Genomic DNA, 19082 nt, shown 5'->3' on the forward strand with positions numbered 1-19082 from the left:
TTATGTGGTGTCGCGCAATAAAGCGAAGCAAATCCTGCAAACCATGAAGGCGAGGGTGCAGTTATGAAAAACAAGTTAGCTGATCTTAATAATCACCTTTTTGCTCAAATGGAACGTCTGTCTGATGAGGGTATAACCGACGATAAATTGAATGAAGAAATTAATCGTTCAAAGGCTCTGACCACAGTGTCAAAGCAAATCATCGATAACGCTCGTCTTGCTCTGGATGCTCAGAAGTTTCGTACAGAGTACGCGGGTCGAATTGAATTACCCGAAATGATTGAGGGTAATAAACATGTCTAAAGGTCAATCACATCGTTACACAGAAGCGCAGTGCGCATTCTTGAAAGAAAATAGCACCATGGTACGGCGTAAATTGACGGAGGCCTTTAATCATCGCTTTGGAACAAATTTGACGCTTGCTGCAATTAACAGTTTCTGTAAACGCAAAGGTTGGTTTACTGGCCGCGACGGGAAGATAGAAAAAGGGAACAAGCCGTGGAATAGCGGTACCAAGGGCCTGATTAAGGCAAACGCCGGAAGTTTTAAGCCAGGCCAAAAACCAATAAATAGTAAGCCATTAGGACATGAGCGTATTTGCTCTAAAGATGGGTTTATTCTCGTCAAAGTAGCAGAGCGTGATCCATACACCAAAGCCAAAACGCGTTATAGGGCAAAGCATCAAGCTGTCTGGGAACGTGAACATGGTGAGATACCAGATAACCATGTGATTCGTTTTAAAGATGGCGACAAGCTGAACTGTGCTATCGACAACCTCATTTGCGTTTCATTGGCTGTCAATCTACGTATGAATCGGAATCGAGTTCAGGACCTGCCAATAGAGCTTAAAGCAACGGGGCATGCCATCGCAGAGCTCGAAGTTGCCGCATTCAACGCAGGGAGGAAAGTCAGATGAGTATGCTTCTTACCGCTCAAGCCATGCAGTTAAAAGTTGGCAATGCGACTCGTAAACTCGTGTTACTTAAGCTAGCTGACAACGCCAACGACAGTGGGGTGTGCTGGCCATCTTATGAGTACATTGCAGATATGTGCGAGGTCGACCGCCGAACAGTAATGCGTCATATCAAAACGTTAGAAGAAATGGGGTTTGTTTTAGTTCGCACCCGAAAGGGAGAAAAGGGCAATTCGAGTAATGTATACCAGTTAAATTTAGGGGGTGACAAATTGTCACCCCCTAGTGACACACGATCACTAGGGGTAGTGTCAGAGGATCACCCCCCTAGTGATCCTATGTCACCCGGAATCAGTCATAGAACCAGTCAATTAGAACCAGTAAAAAATAAACAAAAAAATTCGAGTGAACTTGAATCTTGTTTTGCTCGGCTTTGGGCCGCATACCCAACCAAGAAATCGAAGAAGAACTCGTTAGCAAAATTCAAAAGTATCGTGACAGCGCAAAGTGAACCTCCGGAAGTGTTCACCGAGATGCTCTGTCGAGATGTAGAAACTCGTGTGGCCAATCGACAGTTTGGTTTCGATAAGCTGCACCTAACGACTTACTTGAATCAAGAACGATGGAACGACGACCATGAAAAGACTCGAACAAGCCAGGCTGCACCAAAAAATCGAGTCGAGCAATACAACGCAGAGTTGCTCGAACGATACGGACACACTGCCACATCGATTGGGCGACAAAGTGATTCTTTTGAACCTGGAAGATTGGATTCAAGTGAAGTTTGTGGAGGCATACGGGACGAAATGGCCGCATCAGGCACTACCATCGACTTGGACTCAAGCGATTACAACGATGTCGGTCAGTGAGATTCGTCGTGCAGTCAATCAGGCTTTGCTGGAAGGGGGGGGATGGCCACCAAGCTTGCCAGAGTTTGTGTCTATGGGACGTGAAGAGTTGGTTGATATTGACGAGGCATTTACTCGAATGCTGCGTTGTGAACCCAAGGGGGATATCGAGTACTGGACATCGCAAGAGGTGGGTTTTGTTTGTAGAGGCCTGCTAAGCGAACGTGAGGCTAGAGTGAAGTTCCGAAAAACGTTGAAGAAGTACGCAGATAAAGCCAAGGATGGCTCGCTCCCCTCAAGAAATGCGATGCGTTTGACCGATAAATCTAAGGTCACACCACTCAGTGAGATTGAGCGCCCCAATCCTAAGAAGTTTCGAAAGAACTCGGTATTTGCAAGGGTCGCAGCTCTGGGAGCGAGGGCGTAATGCAAATTGAAAAGCTATTGGCAAAGTTCAATGTAAAAGGGATTAACTACGACCTCTGTTCTGGCGGTAAGGGGGGGCTTTCTCTGGATGAGCAGCTGGCAATTGTTGGTCTAGCCTGGAAGGAAGCACCAGTAGGTTTCTTGGTGTTATTCGTTGAATATTTGCAAGATAGACCTGCACTCAAAAAGCTTTACCAAATCACCTTGCAGGAAGCCAAGACGCTGATGGATACATGGCGCGGTCCATATTCCGATAAAGCATTGGAAGCGTTAGTCAGGACAGCGATTGCAGAAGCGACCCAGCAGTTTGGCCAAGTCTGCCCTGAGTGTAATGGTAGCGGTAAGTATATCGCGAAGAATCGAGTAAGAAGAACTTGCCCATGCTGCGATGGTGGCCGGATAGGCTGGACGCAAGAAACTCGCTTCGCTTACTTCTGCCAAACTTTACCCGTTACCTTCTCACGATTTAAGAAGTACGAGTCGATTCTAGAAACATTGGTTAAAGGCCTGGTAGATAAGCGCAGTGCAGCCGTTTTGGCGTTGCAGGGTAGGTGTGAGGAAGAGTTGAAGTAGAATACTTCTAGGCTTAATAATTCACGTTCCTTTACTGTTACCAAAGGACGACATTAGGTGCATATGGCATGTGAAATGTATTTGCAATAGAAATCATAAGAAATTTATTGAGTTCATTGAGGTGTATCAATTTTTAAGTTAAATCACATTTACATTTAAGTTGATGCTAGACTCTAGAAAGTGAGGTCTGTAGACTTCTTACCTTGTCCATGTATATCTGTGATTAATATGAGTGTTTATGTTTAACATAAAAAATGAGATTTATCGCACGGAATGTGAGTTCGATAGTGAATTTGATAGTGCTCTTGAACATGAATTAAAGTGTGATGAATTCTATAAAAAAATCATTGAATCTCAAGCGTTTACTCGTCTTTTGCGAGTATCATTCCTTGGGGCGATAGATTATGTCTATAAAGATAATAAACAAAATCGTTATAAGCACTCATTGGATGTGGCAAAGCTAGCCTTATATGTTTGTAAAGAAAGAGGCTATAACAAAGAAACTCAAGATCATATAGTGGCTGCTGCTCTTTTACACGATATTGGCCATGCTCCTTTTTCACATAGCATGGAACCATCTTTTGCTGAAGAATTTGGTGTCGACCATCATATTGCAGGTCACAGTATTGTTAATGGAAAAGAAGATATAGGGAAAAGTTTAAAAAAAATACTGGATTCAAAAGTAAACTCTTATGATGTATTGAATTTGATGGAGCAAAATTCTAATGAAGAATTTAGTGATATATTTAATTCACCTATAAATGTAGATACTATTGATGGGATTCATAAAAGCTTAGGATATTTGCCTGAGATACTATCATATAACAAATATTCAATAGCAAAAGCATCTTTTTGTAGTAATGAAAAAAATGACGTAAAGATATTGGATCAATTTTGGCATGGGAAAAACACTGCATATAAGCTATTAATAAATAGCGGGGTGGGAGCTGTTGCTGATCATATGTCAAGAGAATATTTTCATGATAACAAAAAGAGAATTGATGAATCTAGTTTTTATAAAAATGAATTATCTTTATTAACCGGAATAAGGCCTATTTTTAAAGACTTCTCTACTAATCTTCATCGTATTAAGCCGAAAGTTATAAACTCAAATTCTTCTTTGAAATCAAAAGAGTTTGATGTTGTTGAAAGGGATTATTATATAAATCTCAATGTTGATTTTGATGAATTTAAATCTGTTGGCGAATATGTAAATAACAGGTTTTTATGTAATAGAAAAAAAGTCAGAAAGAATATAAAGTACTTTGACGATGTTATATCGCCAAATGAACAATTTAAATTAATATAAGTAGGCAAGGTAAAGGCTTTATGGAACAAAGAAAAAAACATACAGACGATATTATTTTTAAAATAAAAGAAGAATTCAAGAAATGTAGTATTCTTGATTCAAATATGTGTCTTGTAGTTACCGGATCATTTGGCCGAGAAGAAGCATCGGATCAGTCTGATATGGACTGGTATTTAATATCATCAGCTAAACTTGATTCAAGTGTAGTTAAACAAGTAGAACAAACTATAGATGAAATCATCAGTAAGTATGTTGAGAAGAATGTTGGTGGTACAGGTACATTTGGAGCTGTTATTGAGAGTTCAGATTTACTGAATAATTTCGGTGGTGAATTGGATAGTAATAAGGCATTTACAAGAAGGATGCTTTATTTACTGGAAAGTAAATGGCTTTACAACGAAGATATGTATATTTCTTTGAAAAGAGAAATACTAGATAAATATATCAAATCATCAGTTCCAAATGAGAGCATAAACAAATTCATGTTGAATGATGTCATTCGCTATTACAGAACTATATGTACTGACTATCAATACAAAGTCTCCGAACAGGGTAAAAGTTGGGGCGTCCGTAAAATAAAACTACGTTTTTCTAGGAAATTGTTATATTTTTCAGGGTTGATTACCGTTGCTGAAACTCACGGTCTTTCACGCGAAGAAAAATTGAATAAAACATATGATCTTCTAGAGTTATCACCGATTGCAAGAATCGCACATATTTTTGGTGATGACTTTCATGTGTTGAAAGAACAGTATTCTTATTTCTTGACGGAAATTTCCAAAGAGTCTGTTAGACAGTCGTTGGACTCAGTAGTTGAAAGTAAAAGAAAAGAAAATAATAAATACGTAGAGTTATCGGAACTGTCTAAAGAGTTTGAAAATGAGTTAAATAAGATGTTTAACTCAAAATATGAAAAAAATCATCCAATTCATGCATCTTTAGTTTTTTAATGAAAGTTGTTTATATCCGACATGGAATAACTTCATATAGCACTGATAACCTATTTGCAGGAAGACGAAATATTGCTGTAGAATATTTTAACGAGGAGTTACTCTTCAATGCTTTGGATTTGATTCGTAAAAACAAACCGGAGATTGTCTTGGTTAGCCCTTTGTTAAGAGCGCAACAGACAGCTAATTGGTTTGCTTTACGGTATGATGATTGCGAGTATATTGAAGAGCCACTTCTTATTGAAAGAGACTTTGGGTTTTTTGAAGGTCACGTGAAATCTAAAAAAAATCGAGAGGAAATGGAGTTGTGTAGTTCCGTTGAGACAATTGAATCTTTCAGTGAGAGAATAATATCGTTTTATGATAAATATTCAAAAAAAATGAATGTAAAAAGCTGCGTTGTTATCGGACATTCAGCTTTTTATAGACAAAGCGTTCAGTTGCTAGGAATCGAGCGACTGAATGAACTTGAGTGTTGTGGGTCAGCGGAATTTTCAGTTGTTCTTCCCACAACCAGTTGACCTTCTTATTAGACTTACTTGTATTTGTTACTACTAACATTGACAGGTGATTAAGAACGATGCATTATTGTCACATTAGGAAACCTCGCCCATTCGGCGGGGTTTTTTCGTTTCTACCGTTTATAACTGACAAAGCACCCCTTTCTATTGTGAAAGTCGGGTGCTTTTTTGTGAGCGCAATATGCAAGAGAAAATCAGTTCTTTCGTTTCATACGTGAGTGCTCTGGCCTATGCAGGCTTTGGTGCATTGACTTTGCAAGATTGGGTCAGCGTCATAGGTTTGATTTTTGTGATAGTGACTTATTTTACTAACCGGTATTACAAAAAAAAGATCGTAGAGATAATCAAAGCGAATCCAGAAAAAGCGGTGAAAGTTTATGCGAAGCGCGATCTCTAAGGGTGTGTGTTCAGTCGCTGTCGTGCTCGCGCTTGCTTTTAACTTAATTTCGGATTTGCGAACGAGCCAACAAGGCTTAAGGCATATTGCCAATTTCGAAGGGTGTCGAACTCAAGCTTACCGATGCAGCGCTAAAGTCTGGACTCATGGCCTTGGCCATACTCAAGGTGTCAGGCAAGGCGATACTGTGACCCAAGAGCAAATCGCCCGTAATTTCATCGCTGATGTGAAAAGTGCCGAAAATTCAGTAAACAAGTATCTAACGGGCGACGTGACACAAGCCCAATTTGATGTGCTAGTGAGCTTTGTGTTCAACCTTGGCGTTGGCAACTTTAAACGCTCCACCATGCTTAAGTTATTTAACCAAAACCAACCCTTAAAAGCGTGCCTCGAATTTTCACGTTGGGTCTATGTTAACGGCAAAAACTGCAGGGACCCTGAGAGTCAATGCTCAGGGATCGTGAAACGTCGCGAATTAGAACAACAAGCTTGTTTGAATGGCTGGTTATAAGGGGGCTTTATGAACTTCTCTATCAAAAATGCTTTGTTGATAGGTTTGGTTATTTTGCTGCTTGGTAGCTTCGCGTTCTCTGCGTATCTACTTGAGTTAACCAAGGTGCAAGCAAAGCGCTACGGTGAGCTTCAGGGGCAGTTTCAAGACTCACTTAACAAAAATAAATCACTTTCTATCACCGTTAAAACCTTAAGTGATGAAGTTCGGCAAGCGCAACGGGCCGCTGATGTTTTATTGCTAGCTAAGGCCGAGCGGAATACTGAAACGATTCGCACAGTGACCCAAATAAAAGAGGTACTGGTTCATGAAGAATGTGCAGATGTGCCTATTCCTGATGCTTTTGAGTGGTTGTACTACCACTGAGGTCATCACTGAATACCAAGACCGATTAGTTCTTCCTCCAGCGGTTTATCTGACGTCTTGCCCCCAGCCTTTTACTTCTCCGCCTAAAACTTACGGTGAAGCGGTCGAGCGCGACCCGGTGTGGTTAGAAGCTTGGCGCAATTGTGCTGACCAAATCGAGTATTTACGTACTTTTTATGGCTACGAGAGTGCGATAACAAATATGGGCGAATAACACTGACTACTTGGTTGGTCGTCATCCGTTGTTGTCAGCAATTCATTCCTTACGAGGGTGTGCAAGCGTGGGTTCCTCGCTGTCTTGCTTGTTAGCCATGATCATATTCAGCTCACTGCTGAAACTCCTTATATGTAAGCGCAAATACAGATTCAAAAAGGAACAAGCAGAGTTTGAAAGAACTTCATTAATCAGCAACGTCAGCTTAATGCGAATAAGGGCGTGACACTCGGAGAGACGAGACTCATTCAGAGGGCTTTCAATGAATAATGAAAAACGACTTTGGAATTTAACCGAGTTGGAAGCGTTCGATTATCACCGCTCTACGATCCGAAAAAAGCTTAAGTCTGCAGGCATTGAGCCAATCGCCTATAAAGGCAATATCCCCCTTTACGATGTGGTTCAAGTTGCCCCGTATTTATGTAAAGCAATGATTAAAGAAAGTGATGCTCCGGATTTGATGGGTTTTAAAACGGCCGCAGAGCTTAGGGCTTATATCCAGTCGGAACGTGAAAAATTGGCGCTTTTGAACGAGACCGGTGAATGTGTGGATAAAGCTGACTATGAGCTTGAAATTGGTACTTGCCTTGCCAGTGTGAAGAGTTTTAAAGAGAAAGTGATTACTCGTGTTGAGTCTGCGATAACCAGTGCCACACCGCAAGAGCTTGAATATTTGGATAAATTATTGAATTTCGATTTGAAGGCAATTGCAAATGAGCTTGAAAACGTTTGATCCCCGTTTAGGTGTTCAGTTTGCGGATGCCGCAGAAATAAGAAGAAAGTTGGCTTATTTGTGTCGACCTGCCAATAAAAGTCCTGTTCTTGCCGCTGATGAAGGTTTGTGGATTTCTGATGGGACGGATGTGACGAAGTTCTTATCGAGTCAAGTTCCTTACATTCGAGAGCCGATGAGGTGTTTATCGCGCCGTATTTACGAAGCGGTGATTTTAATGGGGCCAGCGCGTTCAGGTAAAACTAAGGGGCTGGTTGAAGGGTGGATTAATTATACGGTGACGCAAGACCCTGGCGATATGTTGCTGATCTATTCTACAAAAAAGAAAGCAGAGAGTATGTCTAAAAAGGATCTTGCTCGTTGCTTTGCTGCGACGGAAGAGATCAACAAGCTACGAACCGGTCGGAAATCCGACGATACGCTCACGTTTAAGCACTTTCTTAATGGGATGAATTTGAGTTTGGACTCTGCGACCGAAAGCAGTTTATCTGCCGAAACGTTCCGTTACGCCGGTTGTTCGGATTACGATCGGGCCGATGATGGCGTAGGGCAAGAAGGGAGCAAATTTCAGCTGATGCTTAAGCGGATTCAGAATGCAAAGTCTTCTGGGATGGCGATGGCAGAAAGTTCACCAGGGCGTCTCGTTCGCCAACCTAAGTCACCGGCAGAGCTCGGCCCTCATGAAGCCCAGCCGTGTGGGGGAATTGCTCAGCTCTACAATCAAGGTGATCGTCGGCGTTTCTATTGGCAGTGTGATGATTGTGGTTTTTGGTTCCTTCCTGATTTTGAAACTTTGCATTGGGAAGACAAGTATTCAGATCCTCAAGATGTGGCCAAGTCTACTTATTGCCAATGTCCACGTTGTTTGCACCGTATTGATGAGCACCAAAAACAAGAAAAAAGTTTAGCGGCCCGTTGGTTTCGTGAAGGGGCGGTGGACTCGTTTGGTGAAGAGGTCACGGATGAAGACAAAATACGCCAGTCTAAATGGGCGTCGTTTGGGTTTGAAGGTGTCGTAGCGGCCTACCAGAGTTGGGAGAACTTAGTTTATCGTTATCTCACGGCTCAAACCTTGTATGAAGATAGCGGTGATGAAGATTCTTTGATGTCTTTTTATAACATTGATGTTGGCCGTCCTTATATCTTACAAATCGAAGGAAAAGACATTGGTGTTCATGAGCTGATGGAAAAAGCCAAAGGCAATCCTTATTTGCGTGGGGTTGTGCCTGTTGGTGGCCGTTTCTTGATCATGAGTATTGATGTTCAAGGTGGTAAATCCAATGCTCGGTTTGTGGTTCAAGCTCAAGTGTTTGGCGAAGGTCTGCAACGTTGGGTGATCGACCGCTTTGAAATTTTAACGACACCACATCGAAATGGTGATCGTATTAACCCTGCCATTTACGCGGAAGATTGGGACCTACTCATCGACCAGGTGATCAAGAAAACTTACCCCGTTGCCGATGGCAGTGGGCGAGTCATGAAACCGATATTAACACTGTGTGATTCTGGTGGTTCGGCTTCTGAAAAAGACGGTAAGAAAACCTCAGTGACCGATTTTGCTTATCAGTTTTATAACCGCCTTAAAGCGAAAGGGTTGGCCCATTTGTTTCGACTTGTGAAAGGGGCCAGCAACAAAGATATGGATTCACTGATTAAAGAATCTTATCCAGATAAGCGCAGCAAACTGGCGCATGGTGAGATCCCTTTATTACTGCTGCACACCAATCGACTAAAAAACCGTGTGGTGGCCAGCTATTCCCGTGAAGAATTTGGCTCTCGGTATTTCCATTTGCCCGCCTGGGCGGAAAGAGAGTGGTTTGATGAACTGACGGCGGAATTCATCGATGAAAAAGGCCAATGGATTTGCCCTGATAAGACGCGTAATGAAAGTTTTGATTTATGCGCGTATGCCGAAGCGGGGATGCACTTTCTTGGTGGTGATGACATCCATTGGGAAAGCGCACCCCCTTGGGCGTCTGAATGGCAGATTAACCCGAATGTGATTGATGCTGACTTACAGCCTGTTTTCGAGCGCAAGCCTAAGAAACGTTATAACCACTCAAGAGGTATTTTCGGATGAGTTTAGTGATACCGACCAATCAAGAACGTTTGCAGTGGTACCTCGAAGCCGAACAGAAAATCTTACAGCAACAGTCGGTTAAGACGGCAGAAGATGAAGAGTTGACCTTGGCGAGTTTAGCGACGGTGCGTAAAGAGATAGAGCGTTTGCAGCGCATTATCGCTCTGCAAGTTCAAGGGGGACGACGCTCTATGATACGGAGAAATTATCTTGAGTAGCCAAAACTTGCTCGACAAGCTCGTGGCCATATTCAGTCCTAGGAAAGGGTTGGAACGTGCCTATGACAGACGGCTTTTGAATAAATACAATGCAGCACTTCCCCGTAATCCGCACACCAAAAAGACAAATAAACAATCAAAAGGCGATGCCAATTCGTTGAACAAAGGCGCGAAAGCGGTGTATCAACGTGCCCGACATATGGATGAAAATAACCCGTTTGTTACGGCCATTTTGGATGAGCTTTGTGCCAATGTGATTGGTCCGAATGGCATCATGGTGGAGCCTCAGCCTCTAAACCACAAAGGGGAAGTGCATGTCGAATGCGCTCAGGCGATCATGACCTGGTGGGAGAACTTTTCTCTAAATCAAAACATCGATGCTGAACATTCTCGCGCGGAAACGGAGTGGCTTGCGGGTCGAACATGGTTTCGTGATGGCGAGGTGTTTTGTCGAATGTTCATGGGTAAGCACAGTGATTTGAATTACCCAACAGAGACGCCCTTTGCGGTGCAACCCTTTGAGCCTGATTTTATTCCTTCCCACATAACGGAAGCTGAAGGAGGGCTGTTTGAAGGTATCAAGCGAAACAAGCTCGGGCAGGCTGTGAGCTATTTGATTCAGAGAGACTCAAGAGGGTTTGAGTTCGTTGATGTCGATGCGCAGTTTGTCTGCCATTTAAAGTTTACTCGGCGTTTTCATCAAAACCGTGGCATTTCCCTTTTGCATTCCATTTTGGATTTGGTCGATGACATCGAAGATTACGACCAATCTGAGCGTATTAGTGCCCAGATAGCGAGTCGTTTTGCTTATTACATAAAACGAGATCCGACATTGAATTCAAATACAACGGACGCGTTCGATCGCGGCGGCGATTTGTTTTTAGGGATGGGAAATTCGTTTGAACTGGCACCCGGTGAAGATGCAGGGGTGGTGGAGAACAACCGAAAAGAAACCATGAGCAGCCCTTTTCGAAATGCCCAGCTTCGATTAGCCAGTGGCGGTGCAGGAGTGAACAACTCTAGCGTCACCCGAGACTATAGCAACGGCAGTTATTCCGCTCAGCGCCAAGAGTTAATCGATTCGTTCAGTCGTTATCGAGTGCTGCAGCGAAAGTTCGTTTTAGGTTGGACTCGTCCACAGTATCGGCATGCTTTGCAGATGGCGATGTTAGCCGGTGAAGTCAACATCCCCGCAGGGGTTAAGCGAGACTCTATTTTTAATGCAATCTATCAGGCACCAGTGATGCCATGGATTGACCCTAGCAAAGAAATGGTAGGCGTCGAAAAAGGAACCCGTTTAGGTTTGCATTCCTTAAGTCATGCACAACGTGAACGTAATATTAACCCGTTGTCGACTCGTCGCGAAATTCAATCTGAACGTCAACAAATGAACGATATGCACATCGTGAGTACGTCGGACCCTGCTCATGCGGTGAAGCTCAACAATCAAAAAGAAGAGACAAACAATGCCAAAACCAAAGAATAGCTGGTACACGCTTAAGAACGAAGCCGATGTGATTAAGATTTGGGTGCATGGAGATATCAGTGCTTGGGATATTGATGCAATGGAAATCATTGCGGCGTTGCAAGTGGCCAACAATAAAGAGGTTGAATTGCGAATGCTCAGTGGTGGGGGCAGCGTTTACCAAGGTCTTGCAATGTATAACGCACTGAAGGCGCATAAAGGAAAGGTGATGGGCATTGTCGATGGCATGGCCGCAAGCATTGCGACTTATGTCCTGCTTGCCTGTGACTCTATCCGTATGCCTGAAAATGCCATGTTGATGATCCATAACCCTACTATCGGAGCGTGGGGCGGTGAGAAGGAAATCAACTCAGCGTTTCAACAGTTGCAAGCGGCGACCAAGACCATTTCTGAAGCGTACGCTGAAAAGTCGGGTCAACCTCTTGAAGAGGTACTGACTGCCATGGACAAAGAAACGTGGTTCACGGCGCAAGCCGCTAAAGAGTGGGGGATTGTTGATGAGGTGGTTGAAGCGGTCGACCTTAGTAACGCATTACAAAACCTCGATGAATCTGATTTTAAGAATTTCAAACAAGCGCCAGCCGAGTTGATGAATTCGCTAACGCAACAGGTGAATGAATCGACACCTTTAGCAGCGTCTGCTCGGCCAAATGAACCTCAAATAGACAAACCTAAGCAGGTAAGCGACATGCCGAAACCAAATGAAGAATTACAAAACGCTGTAAAAGCAGAGAACCAACGCCAAGCAGATATTCGTGCGTTGTGTGCTCAACATAAAGTCAGCGAGGCACTCACCAATGAAATGCTGGCTGACTTATCGTGCTCAGTGGGACAGGCATCCACTAAGATTTTAGAAAGTATTGGCAGCCAATCAGCGGCAGGTCAGCAAGAGCCTGAAGCGAATTTGACGGCCATACACATGAGACTTAGTAACGGTAACCATGTCAAAGACGAACTGCAAAATGCATTGAATGCACGTTGTGGTGTTGAGAATTTAGAAAAAGACAACGCGTTCGGTCATGAGTCATTATTGAATATGGCGCGCGCTTGCCTCGATGTGAATGCTCGAAGCGCTATTACCAAGAGTGAATTGGTGAACCGAGCGTTTAACTCCGGTGATTTTGGCGACATCATCACCGAAGGTATCCGAACCGTGATGCGCGATGAAGCGCAAGCAAGATCCCCGATGTGGCGTGAACTGGCTAACGTAGAGAACCTGACGGATTTTCGTGAAACGGAGCTAGTGATGGTTAATGACGCGCCGGACTTGATGAAAATAGCGGAAGATGGCGAATACAAAGCGGCGATCTTAAAAGGCAGCGGTGAGCGCATTCAGCTTGCGACCTTTGGGCGTGAAATCCAGTTCACTCGTCATGCCATCATTAATGATGAAATTGGCTTAGTGGCGAAGGTGCCTCGTAAATTCATGCAGTCCGGTTATCGTCTGTCAGACAAGCTGATGTTTAACGCTATCCTCGCAGGCAAGATGGCCGATGGTGGCAATGTATTTAAAGCGGGCAAAGACAAAGGCTGGGGTAATTTCATCAATGACATTCCAGCAGGCGATTACGCGGCGATGATTATGGCTTTGCATAAGGTCTTTGCGACGGCAACCACCATCCCACTGGATGGTGAAGCGGGTCAAGGCGATGCGTTAGATCTTCGTGGTGAGCTCCTGATTGCGAGTCCGGATCATGCTTCAATGTTTGAAGCGGTTTTGAACACCGCGAGCAAACCGGATGCCTTTAACCCAGCCTATAAAAAATTCGGCAAGGTGATTGAAACTGCGCGTTTAAGCGAGGTGAATGGCTCACTGGCGCTGACAGGTAAAGATTTTGATACCGTAGTGATGGGCTTCTTAGATGGCCAGCAAGACCCATGGTTAGAAACGGGCGACGGTTGGAGCAGCGATGGTGCCAAGTTCCGTATTACTTACGACTTGATGTCGAAGGTATTAGATCGCCGTGGTATTGCCCAAGCGATCTTTAAGTAAAGCTTGGAAGAACAGTTTGATTTGATTGATAGGGTGAGCATGGCTTGCCCTTTTTTAATGGTGACAATATGCGTTTAAGCGATGGGAAAAAGATTGTGGCGACCGTGCCAACGGGTGGTTTTAAGAAAGATGTCCCTTGTCTACTTGGAGCTTTATTAGTGGTGCCCAACTTTACGGCGAAAGCCGGCGAGACGGTGGTGTGTTACACACAAGGTCATTTTGATGGCCCGATTAAAGCCGGTGATAGCGTGAGCTTTGCCTCCGAAGCGGCTTACTTTAAAAACGGTGAGTTTACCAAGACAAAGCCCGCGGAATCGGGGGACGTGTCTCAACCGGTTGGGGTGTTCATTGATGGTGGGGTGCTTCTGACTGGCGGTGTACTCACTGAGTTTGTGACTTAACGAGTCGTGATGAGTGAGTTTGAATCGGCTCGGCGTCTTATTCGTCAATCTATCCAACGCTGTTTTGGTCGTCCTCTTTTTGTGATGACCCCACAAGGGAAGCAGATTGAAGTAATCGGATACATCCGAAGTCACGAGAAGGGCGTGAATCAAGTGCATTTACTGGCTACGGATTCTGAGCTCCCTGAAAGCTGTATTTTGCTTTATCGCGATAAACGGTACCGGTTAGTGTTTGATACAGCGGCTAAAAGTCCCAACGGGACGAGTCAGCTTATGAGGGAATACGTCCTGGTATTCGATCCCCAAGGTGCGCAGCATGAGTGGTCTGAATTTTAGTCGTTCCCAATTGCTTTTAGATACTGAGTTTATTCGTCGTTATGAAGCGTTTTCAGAAGAAATTCCGAAAGCAGTACTTCGCGCGGCTTCGCTCACCTCTCGATGGTTACGAGGGGTATCGATGGCAGAGCTTGGCTATGAGCTCAGTATTGATAACAAAGCGCTGCGTTCGCGATTTCGAGTGTACAAAAACGGTCGCGTGTCGAAGCTGTGGATTGGTGTGCGTGATATTGGTGTTCACCGACTGGGTAAGCCCGTTCAAAACCGCTTAGGTGTCCGAGTGGGTGAGCATTTTTTTGCTGGCGCGTTTATTTCTCCGATGGATAGCGATGAACTCTTGGTATGGCGAAGGCGCGGTAAGTCGAGATCTCCCATAGAAAGAGTCGAAATCGATATTGCGGATGATGTGGATTCGATTGTTGAGAACTACTTACCCGATATTAATCGTAAATTTGAGGCGTTTTTTCATCGTGAATTCAAACACGTTCTTTCGCTCGCCGCGTGAGTGGGTCTTATTGGTGGTCAATCACTTAGAGCAGCGGCTTACGCTTAAGGTCGATACTGTTTATCGACGCCAAGCGGTGGAGTTGGCCAACACCACCATCAGTTATCACATTGGCGAGGCCGAGCCGGTGAATGAATATGCCAACGACGGGCGTCACCTTCATGACATTGAATTGAGGTTCTTGGTTGAAGTACCTATATCCATGGATGGGTTTGATTTGGAAGCGTTGGACGCTTCAACGCGTGTAGAGCGAGAATTGCTGAATCAACAATTTGGTGCGTCGAGCGATTTAGACGGTGCGGCAGTGGTGTCTAATCTTCCTAGCAAATTTGATCCAAAAAATGGGGTGTTTGCACGAACCGTGACGATGAAGCAGCGTATTCGATTAGGCCCAGTAGAAGAGAGCTGGCATTACATTGATGGGGGCTCCCACCATGCTAACCAAGCTGATGAAACATGTGAGCGCATTAGAGAAGAAGGTTCTTGAATTACATGAAGAGTTAGAAGAGAACAATCGCGCTTCGGCCAATCTACTGCGCCTAGGTGTTGTTGTGAAAGCAGAGGCAAACACCGTCGATATTCAGACAGGGGATAATCTTGTAAAGAGGATCCCTTTTTTTGTGCTTGCGGCAGGAAGGGTCAGCCATTATCGGCGCCCTTCAGTTAACGAGCAGTGTTTGCTGATGAATTTGGGAAGCGGTGACAACTTAAACAATGCCGTGGCGTTAATGGGATTACCTTCTACTCACTTTCAAAGCCCAACAGTCAAAGAGAACGAGGTGATGACCGATTACGGTAACGGCATGTCAGAGCTTTATAACCTCGATGACGGCTCTCTTATTTGCCGGTATCCAGGGGGCATGAAGATCTATGGTGATACTTGGCAGGATGGGGATTATCAAGCTACTGGAGAGGTCACCGATCATACTCGTTCGATGCAAGCTGACCGAGAGATTTATAACGAACACGATCATCCAGGCATACTTCCTGGTCCTGCGAAAACCAAGCCAACGGAGCAACAACAATGATTGGTATTGATCCCAAAACAGGACACACCGTAACCGGTGCCAGTGCCTTGAGCTGTCGTTTTGCAAAGGTACTAACGACAGAAGTCAGTTCACGAGTAAAACGCCGAGGCGTTGGCAATCGAGCGGTTTCGCGTTTGGGAAAGCAGCAGACACCCACCGAAGCCATGATAGTTCAAAATCTAACGCTAGAGGCTTTATCCAACCCATTGAATGGGTTAACGGATTATCAAGGTATTCAGTGCCAAGCAATCCCACACTTGAATGGATTTAGAGTGAAAGTCTCGGGAACATGGCGCGGGGAACCTCTGCAATTGAGTGGTGCATTATGAGTAATAAACCTCAAGCTTTCAGTGAGCCTAACTTTGAATCTTTGCTGAATGAATACATCAATTTTGCGGTGAAATATTGCGCTCAGCGAGATGAAGATAAAGCGAAGCACTTACGTGAAGCTTTTAATAATCAAGGTGAGCTTCTCGCACAGGTGACACAAGCGTTTGTCTTAAAACGAACCGCTGAAATACGAGAGCAGAATCATCAAGCTTTGCAGATGTTTCGTAAGTACGTGACCGATACCGAAATGGTGGATCTGTTGGCGTTGCAATACAGTTTGAAGCGTCAAGTTATTGAAGCCGGTGATGATACCGTTTTCCCCGCAAAACCAGCGGTGATGGAGTCTAATGAAAGTTTGCTTCAGCGTTTTGATTTGGCGCCTTTCCAGTTTCATACCACCGGTACTCGGCTTGGTTATCGTTTTCATGCCATGACTTTAGAAGAGCGGCCAACCATTACGGTGAACTCTGAAAAAGATGCTCTGGTAATGCGTTATGAGTTTCCTGAAACATCCTTACCTAACCCTATCAAAGATGCGCAAGCCAGGATGCTTGAACCTAATTCAGGAAAAGTTTGTGTGGCGTTATTAAGCCACACATCACCCAATGGTGTTCCAAGTTCGACCTTGCTTGAAAGAGCAAGACAATACTTAAATCGCGATGATATCGCGCAAGAGTCGGATGAGGTCACGGTAAAAGCGGCAACGCCTAAACCTTATCAAATTGAAGTGACGCTTTTTACAGGAGCGGATCCCAACAATGAGGTCGAAAAAGAGTCGGCGGTCGTTGTGGCTTGGCAGTTTGCCGAAAAAGCACAAAGGCTTGGCGGCATCATTGACCGGGAAGAAGTGGCCCATATCTTTTATGAGCTGGGTGCGAAACGGGCCAAGGTTCAAGCACCGGCAGTTGATGTGTTGTGCGCTTGGGATGAAGCGCCACATTGTACGGAGGTGATGGTGAATGTCCGCTCTGAATAAGGCGTTTCTATCGGTCCAGCCCAATAATGCTTCTCTTATTGAAGAGGCTTTGGAGTTTGCTTGGACAGAACTTATTCAATCCACTTTTTGTCCGTATCCCAACATCAAACAACCCCTATTGACGGATAAAACCTTTGTGGCTTTGCTTGCGGGTGAGCGAGGTGTAACGGATTGGCAGCCAAAAGACACGCTAGAAAGTCAACGTAAAACGGTGGATAAAGCGTTTGATATTCATCGAAAAGCAGGAACGCGATTTGGTTTGTCTATTGCATTGGATGCGATTGATTGTGATGTGGAAGTGACACCTTGGCATCAAATGCAACCAAGACACGCGCCGTATCATATTGAATGTATCGCATGGCAACGAAACCAGCCGCTTGATAAGGCGGCGACAACCCGAGTCTTAAGTCGTATTGAGAGCACTAAGTCTGAGCGAGACACGGTTGATTTCATTATGGCCCTTGGCGCTGAATTTGGGTTTGAATTTTCAGCGGTGAAGCAACATAGCGTTATTGCGAAAGACGATCACTGCAGCGGTAACATTAAAGCATCATCAGGCTTTGCTCCTCTGTATTGGTGCGCAGCCACACGCCTAATTTTTACAACTGATTTTGAATTTGGAGCAGTAGGATGAGTTATATCGTGCAATACACCGATGCGGGGCTCGCTGAGCTTATTAGCGCTCGTCACCAAGGGCTAAAAGGGGCAATTAAATACATTGCCGTTGGTGATCGTAGTTATACACCGACGACAGATCAGAAGGCGTTGAAAAACGAACTTCAACGCGAAGTCATTTTAGATTGGGAGGAGCTCAGCCCAACACAATTGAGAATGGGCGCCGTATTCAAAGGCAGCCAAGAATATGAAGTTCGTGAAGTGGGGTTCTTTTTAGAATCCGGTACTTTGTTGGCGGTGTATTCCGCCCCGAATACATTACTGACATACAAATCGGCGAATTCGAGTTGGTTACAGAAGTTCACACTGGATGTGTCGCCACTGCCGAGCAGCAGCGTGACAATCGAGGTCGGGACCGAGAATGTGAATTTACTGATGTCTGAAGAGGTCCTGACCGCTGCTATCGCAACGATCTCTTTAGGAACAACACAAATTAAAATAGCTCACCAGCATTTGTTGCTGAGTGAGCGGCTAAGAACGGAGCTGGGTTAATGAGTATTGAACAAAAGATTACAGATTTACAGCGAACTTCGGCAGAGCAGACAGCAGCTTCACAAGCGTTGTCGCAAGAAGTGGCAGGTAAAATGGGGGAGATTGATCAAACATTTGTTGAAGCCAAAGATAGCTTTGAGCGTTGGCGTGGCGAAGTTCAAGCAAAAGATATTAATGGTCAAAGTGTCTATGAGTCGGTGATTGATTTGACGGGGTTGAGTACCGACTATTTTTATCCAGTCTGGTGGAAAATGCCAGGTAATGAAGAGGGAGGATCAAGAATCACTATTTCAAGAAGGTACTTGGAAGACCGAAATCTAGATCCTTTCGGAACAAGGAATGTTTTTATTGCAGGGTTAAATCTGCAAATAGAAGGCGCGGGATACCCATTAAGTGGGGATGCAAATTATCTGACCATCAAACGACTTTTTCAAACCTACCGAAAAACTGTCCGAGCCGTTCAGTTTGGCATGAAATGTATTGCTCGCCCCATTGACGGTACTAAGCCTTTATATTCAGGGTTTATCTCTGGACAGGTCGTAAACCATGGTCTGAGAAGTGGGTGTTACCTCAGAGGCGGGCTGACTTATCACGTAAGAAAAAGTTTCAATAATCAGTTGTGGTATAGCCGAGAAGAGGGGGAGGTGTCAGCAGGAATATCTTCGCCGGCAAATTATGAAATTGACTGGAAAGTTAAGGCGTATCATATAGATGACCCATTTCTTGGCCCTGACTATGAAGAGCGTTGTCTAGCTTATACGTTAGATAACGATAAACGTTATGTAACAAAAGACTGAGGGC

Annotated in this window: 26 protein-coding genes; all 26 read left to right on the forward strand. The window is 44.4% G+C overall.

The window, feature by feature from the left end:
* The first annotated feature begins 63 nt into the window (after positions 1 to 63).
* A complete protein-coding gene (locus tag ACED28_RS12355) occupies positions 64 to 303 on the forward strand; it encodes a hypothetical protein (RefSeq protein ID WP_048663583.1) in 240 nt (79 codons plus the stop codon).
* A complete protein-coding gene (locus tag ACED28_RS12360; protein WP_371709965.1) occupies positions 296 to 916 on the forward strand; it encodes an HNH endonuclease signature motif containing protein in 621 nt (206 codons plus the stop codon). The genes ACED28_RS12355 and ACED28_RS12360 overlap by 8 nt, the downstream gene beginning before the upstream one ends.
* The gene (locus ACED28_RS12365) at positions 913 to 1782 is read left to right on the forward strand and encodes a helix-turn-helix domain-containing protein (RefSeq protein ID WP_048663581.1); all 870 of its coding nucleotides are present in this window, start codon (positions 913 to 915) and stop codon (positions 1780 to 1782) included. The genes ACED28_RS12360 and ACED28_RS12365 overlap by 4 nt, the downstream gene beginning before the upstream one ends.
* Positions 1769 to 2188, forward strand: a complete 420-nt coding sequence (locus ACED28_RS12370) for a hypothetical protein (RefSeq protein ID WP_371709966.1) — start codon at positions 1769 to 1771, stop codon at positions 2186 to 2188. The genes ACED28_RS12365 and ACED28_RS12370 overlap by 14 nt, the downstream gene beginning before the upstream one ends.
* Positions 2188 to 2760: a hypothetical protein gene (locus ACED28_RS12375; protein WP_048663579.1), complete on the forward strand. Its 573-nt coding sequence runs from the start codon at positions 2188 to 2190 to the stop codon at positions 2758 to 2760. Before ACED28_RS12370 ends, ACED28_RS12375 begins: the two co-directional genes overlap by 1 nt.
* Positions 2761 to 2998: 238 nt before the next feature.
* On the forward strand, positions 2999 to 4069 hold the full coding sequence (locus ACED28_RS12380) for an HD domain-containing protein (RefSeq protein ID WP_048663577.1): 1071 nt from the start codon (positions 2999 to 3001) through the stop codon (positions 4067 to 4069).
* Between the two features lie 20 nt (positions 4070 to 4089).
* Positions 4090 to 5019, forward strand: coding sequence for a hypothetical protein (locus tag ACED28_RS12385; RefSeq protein WP_048663576.1), 930 nt, complete (start codon positions 4090 to 4092; stop codon positions 5017 to 5019).
* Positions 5019 to 5540, forward strand: a complete 522-nt coding sequence (locus ACED28_RS12390) for a histidine phosphatase family protein (RefSeq protein WP_048663575.1) — start codon at positions 5019 to 5021, stop codon at positions 5538 to 5540. Before ACED28_RS12385 ends, ACED28_RS12390 begins: the two co-directional genes overlap by 1 nt.
* Before the next feature lie 181 nt (positions 5541 to 5721).
* On the forward strand, positions 5722 to 5937 hold the full coding sequence (locus tag ACED28_RS12395) for an HP1 family phage holin (protein ID WP_048663574.1): 216 nt from the start codon (positions 5722 to 5724) through the stop codon (positions 5935 to 5937).
* A complete protein-coding gene (locus ACED28_RS12400; RefSeq protein ID WP_048663573.1) occupies positions 5918 to 6448 on the forward strand; it encodes a lysozyme in 531 nt (176 codons plus the stop codon). Before ACED28_RS12395 ends, ACED28_RS12400 begins: the two co-directional genes overlap by 20 nt.
* 9 nt (positions 6449 to 6457) lie before the next feature.
* Positions 6458 to 6814, forward strand: coding sequence for a hypothetical protein (locus tag ACED28_RS12405; RefSeq protein ID WP_048663572.1), 357 nt, complete (start codon positions 6458 to 6460; stop codon positions 6812 to 6814).
* A complete protein-coding gene (locus ACED28_RS12410) occupies positions 6786 to 7028 on the forward strand; it encodes a hypothetical protein (RefSeq protein ID WP_230682700.1) in 243 nt (80 codons plus the stop codon). The genes ACED28_RS12405 and ACED28_RS12410 overlap by 29 nt, the downstream gene beginning before the upstream one ends.
* 262 nt (positions 7029 to 7290) lie before the next feature.
* Entirely contained in the window at positions 7291 to 7761 is a 471-nt protein-coding gene (locus ACED28_RS12415; RefSeq protein WP_048663571.1) for a hypothetical protein, read from the forward strand.
* Positions 7742 to 9841, forward strand: coding sequence for a terminase gpA endonuclease subunit (locus tag ACED28_RS12420; RefSeq protein ID WP_132815122.1), 2100 nt, complete (start codon positions 7742 to 7744; stop codon positions 9839 to 9841). The genes ACED28_RS12415 and ACED28_RS12420 overlap by 20 nt, the downstream gene beginning before the upstream one ends.
* Positions 9838 to 10059 carry a hypothetical protein gene (locus ACED28_RS12425; RefSeq protein WP_048663569.1) on the forward strand — a complete coding sequence of 74 codons (222 nt, stop codon included), beginning with the start codon at positions 9838 to 9840 and terminating at the stop codon, positions 10057 to 10059. Before ACED28_RS12420 ends, ACED28_RS12425 begins: the two co-directional genes overlap by 4 nt.
* Positions 10052 to 11545 carry a phage portal protein gene (locus ACED28_RS12430; protein WP_207907914.1) on the forward strand — a complete coding sequence of 498 codons (1494 nt, stop codon included), beginning with the start codon at positions 10052 to 10054 and terminating at the stop codon, positions 11543 to 11545. The genes ACED28_RS12425 and ACED28_RS12430 overlap by 8 nt, the downstream gene beginning before the upstream one ends.
* Positions 11526 to 13538 carry a ClpP-like prohead protease/major capsid protein fusion protein gene (locus tag ACED28_RS12435; protein WP_305368148.1) on the forward strand — a complete coding sequence of 671 codons (2013 nt, stop codon included), beginning with the start codon at positions 11526 to 11528 and terminating at the stop codon, positions 13536 to 13538. Before ACED28_RS12430 ends, ACED28_RS12435 begins: the two co-directional genes overlap by 20 nt.
* Positions 13539 to 13606: 68 nt before the next feature.
* Positions 13607 to 13939: a DUF2190 family protein gene (locus ACED28_RS12440; RefSeq protein WP_132815117.1), complete on the forward strand. Its 333-nt coding sequence runs from the start codon at positions 13607 to 13609 to the stop codon at positions 13937 to 13939.
* Positions 13940 to 14255: 316 nt separating this feature from the next.
* Positions 14256 to 14780 (forward strand): phage tail protein, encoded by a 525-nt coding sequence (locus tag ACED28_RS12445; protein ID WP_132815114.1) that lies wholly within the window; start codon positions 14256 to 14258, stop codon positions 14778 to 14780.
* A gap of 10 nt (positions 14781 to 14790) precedes the next feature.
* A complete protein-coding gene (locus ACED28_RS12450; protein ID WP_132815296.1) occupies positions 14791 to 15267 on the forward strand; it encodes a hypothetical protein in 477 nt (158 codons plus the stop codon).
* Positions 15215 to 15808 carry a phage baseplate assembly protein V gene (locus ACED28_RS12455; protein WP_132815113.1) on the forward strand — a complete coding sequence of 198 codons (594 nt, stop codon included), beginning with the start codon at positions 15215 to 15217 and terminating at the stop codon, positions 15806 to 15808. Before ACED28_RS12450 ends, ACED28_RS12455 begins: the two co-directional genes overlap by 53 nt.
* The gene (locus ACED28_RS12460) at positions 15805 to 16137 is read left to right on the forward strand and encodes a hypothetical protein (RefSeq protein WP_048616555.1); all 333 of its coding nucleotides are present in this window, start codon (positions 15805 to 15807) and stop codon (positions 16135 to 16137) included. Before ACED28_RS12455 ends, ACED28_RS12460 begins: the two co-directional genes overlap by 4 nt.
* Complete coding sequence (locus tag ACED28_RS12465) at positions 16134 to 17114, forward strand: baseplate J/gp47 family protein (RefSeq protein ID WP_048616553.1); 981 nt, start codon at positions 16134 to 16136, stop codon at positions 17112 to 17114. Before ACED28_RS12460 ends, ACED28_RS12465 begins: the two co-directional genes overlap by 4 nt.
* On the forward strand, positions 17098 to 17748 hold the full coding sequence (locus ACED28_RS12470) for a phage tail protein I (RefSeq protein ID WP_017100932.1): 651 nt from the start codon (positions 17098 to 17100) through the stop codon (positions 17746 to 17748). Before ACED28_RS12465 ends, ACED28_RS12470 begins: the two co-directional genes overlap by 17 nt.
* Positions 17745 to 18281 carry a phage tail protein gene (locus tag ACED28_RS12475; protein WP_017100933.1) on the forward strand — a complete coding sequence of 179 codons (537 nt, stop codon included), beginning with the start codon at positions 17745 to 17747 and terminating at the stop codon, positions 18279 to 18281. Before ACED28_RS12470 ends, ACED28_RS12475 begins: the two co-directional genes overlap by 4 nt.
* Positions 18281 to 19078: a hypothetical protein gene (locus ACED28_RS12480; protein ID WP_017100934.1), complete on the forward strand. Its 798-nt coding sequence runs from the start codon at positions 18281 to 18283 to the stop codon at positions 19076 to 19078. Before ACED28_RS12475 ends, ACED28_RS12480 begins: the two co-directional genes overlap by 1 nt.
* The last annotated feature ends 4 nt before the right edge of the window (positions 19079 to 19082 follow it).

It is taken from the genome of Vibrio sp. 1F253 (assembly GCF_041439295.1).
Taxonomy (GTDB): Bacteria; Pseudomonadota; Gammaproteobacteria; order Enterobacterales; family Vibrionaceae; genus Vibrio; species Vibrio tasmaniensis_A.

Bases quoted from the DNA above. Each gene is read 5' to 3' on its own strand.
- ACED28_RS12355 (WP_048663583.1), top strand. From the start codon at position 64: ATGAAAAACAAGTTAGCTGATCTTAATAATCACCTTTTTGCTCAAATG.
- ACED28_RS12360 (WP_371709965.1), top strand. From the start codon at position 296: ATGTCTAAAGGTCAATCACATCGTTACACAGAAGCGCAGTGCGCATTC.
- ACED28_RS12365 (WP_048663581.1), top strand. From the start codon at position 913: ATGAGTATGCTTCTTACCGCTCAAGCCATGCAGTTAAAAGTTGGCAAT.
- ACED28_RS12370 (WP_371709966.1), top strand. From the start codon at position 1,769: ATGTCGGTCAGTGAGATTCGTCGTGCAGTCAATCAGGCTTTGCTGGAA.
- ACED28_RS12375 (WP_048663579.1), top strand. From the start codon at position 2,188: ATGCAAATTGAAAAGCTATTGGCAAAGTTCAATGTAAAAGGGATTAAC.
- ACED28_RS12380 (WP_048663577.1), top strand. From the start codon at position 2,999: ATGTTTAACATAAAAAATGAGATTTATCGCACGGAATGTGAGTTCGAT.
- ACED28_RS12385 (WP_048663576.1), top strand. From the start codon at position 4,090: ATGGAACAAAGAAAAAAACATACAGACGATATTATTTTTAAAATAAAA.
- ACED28_RS12390 (WP_048663575.1), top strand. From the start codon at position 5,019: ATGAAAGTTGTTTATATCCGACATGGAATAACTTCATATAGCACTGAT.
- ACED28_RS12395 (WP_048663574.1), top strand. From the start codon at position 5,722: ATGCAAGAGAAAATCAGTTCTTTCGTTTCATACGTGAGTGCTCTGGCC.
- ACED28_RS12400 (WP_048663573.1), top strand. From the start codon at position 5,918: ATGCGAAGCGCGATCTCTAAGGGTGTGTGTTCAGTCGCTGTCGTGCTC.
- ACED28_RS12405 (WP_048663572.1), top strand. From the start codon at position 6,458: ATGAACTTCTCTATCAAAAATGCTTTGTTGATAGGTTTGGTTATTTTG.
- ACED28_RS12410 (WP_230682700.1), top strand. From the start codon at position 6,786: ATGCTTTTGAGTGGTTGTACTACCACTGAGGTCATCACTGAATACCAA.
- ACED28_RS12415 (WP_048663571.1), top strand. From the start codon at position 7,291: ATGAATAATGAAAAACGACTTTGGAATTTAACCGAGTTGGAAGCGTTC.
- ACED28_RS12420 (WP_132815122.1), top strand. From the start codon at position 7,742: ATGAGCTTGAAAACGTTTGATCCCCGTTTAGGTGTTCAGTTTGCGGAT.
- ACED28_RS12425 (WP_048663569.1), top strand. From the start codon at position 9,838: ATGAGTTTAGTGATACCGACCAATCAAGAACGTTTGCAGTGGTACCTC.
- ACED28_RS12435 (WP_305368148.1), top strand. From the start codon at position 11,526: ATGCCAAAACCAAAGAATAGCTGGTACACGCTTAAGAACGAAGCCGAT.
- ACED28_RS12440 (WP_132815117.1), top strand. From the start codon at position 13,607: ATGCGTTTAAGCGATGGGAAAAAGATTGTGGCGACCGTGCCAACGGGT.
- ACED28_RS12445 (WP_132815114.1), top strand. From the start codon at position 14,256: ATGAGTGGTCTGAATTTTAGTCGTTCCCAATTGCTTTTAGATACTGAG.
- ACED28_RS12455 (WP_132815113.1), top strand. From the start codon at position 15,215: ATGCTAACCAAGCTGATGAAACATGTGAGCGCATTAGAGAAGAAGGTT.
- ACED28_RS12460 (WP_048616555.1), top strand. From the start codon at position 15,805: ATGATTGGTATTGATCCCAAAACAGGACACACCGTAACCGGTGCCAGT.
- ACED28_RS12465 (WP_048616553.1), top strand. From the start codon at position 16,134: ATGAGTAATAAACCTCAAGCTTTCAGTGAGCCTAACTTTGAATCTTTG.
- ACED28_RS12470 (WP_017100932.1), top strand. From the start codon at position 17,098: ATGTCCGCTCTGAATAAGGCGTTTCTATCGGTCCAGCCCAATAATGCT.
- ACED28_RS12475 (WP_017100933.1), top strand. From the start codon at position 17,745: ATGAGTTATATCGTGCAATACACCGATGCGGGGCTCGCTGAGCTTATT.
- ACED28_RS12480 (WP_017100934.1), top strand. From the start codon at position 18,281: ATGAGTATTGAACAAAAGATTACAGATTTACAGCGAACTTCGGCAGAG.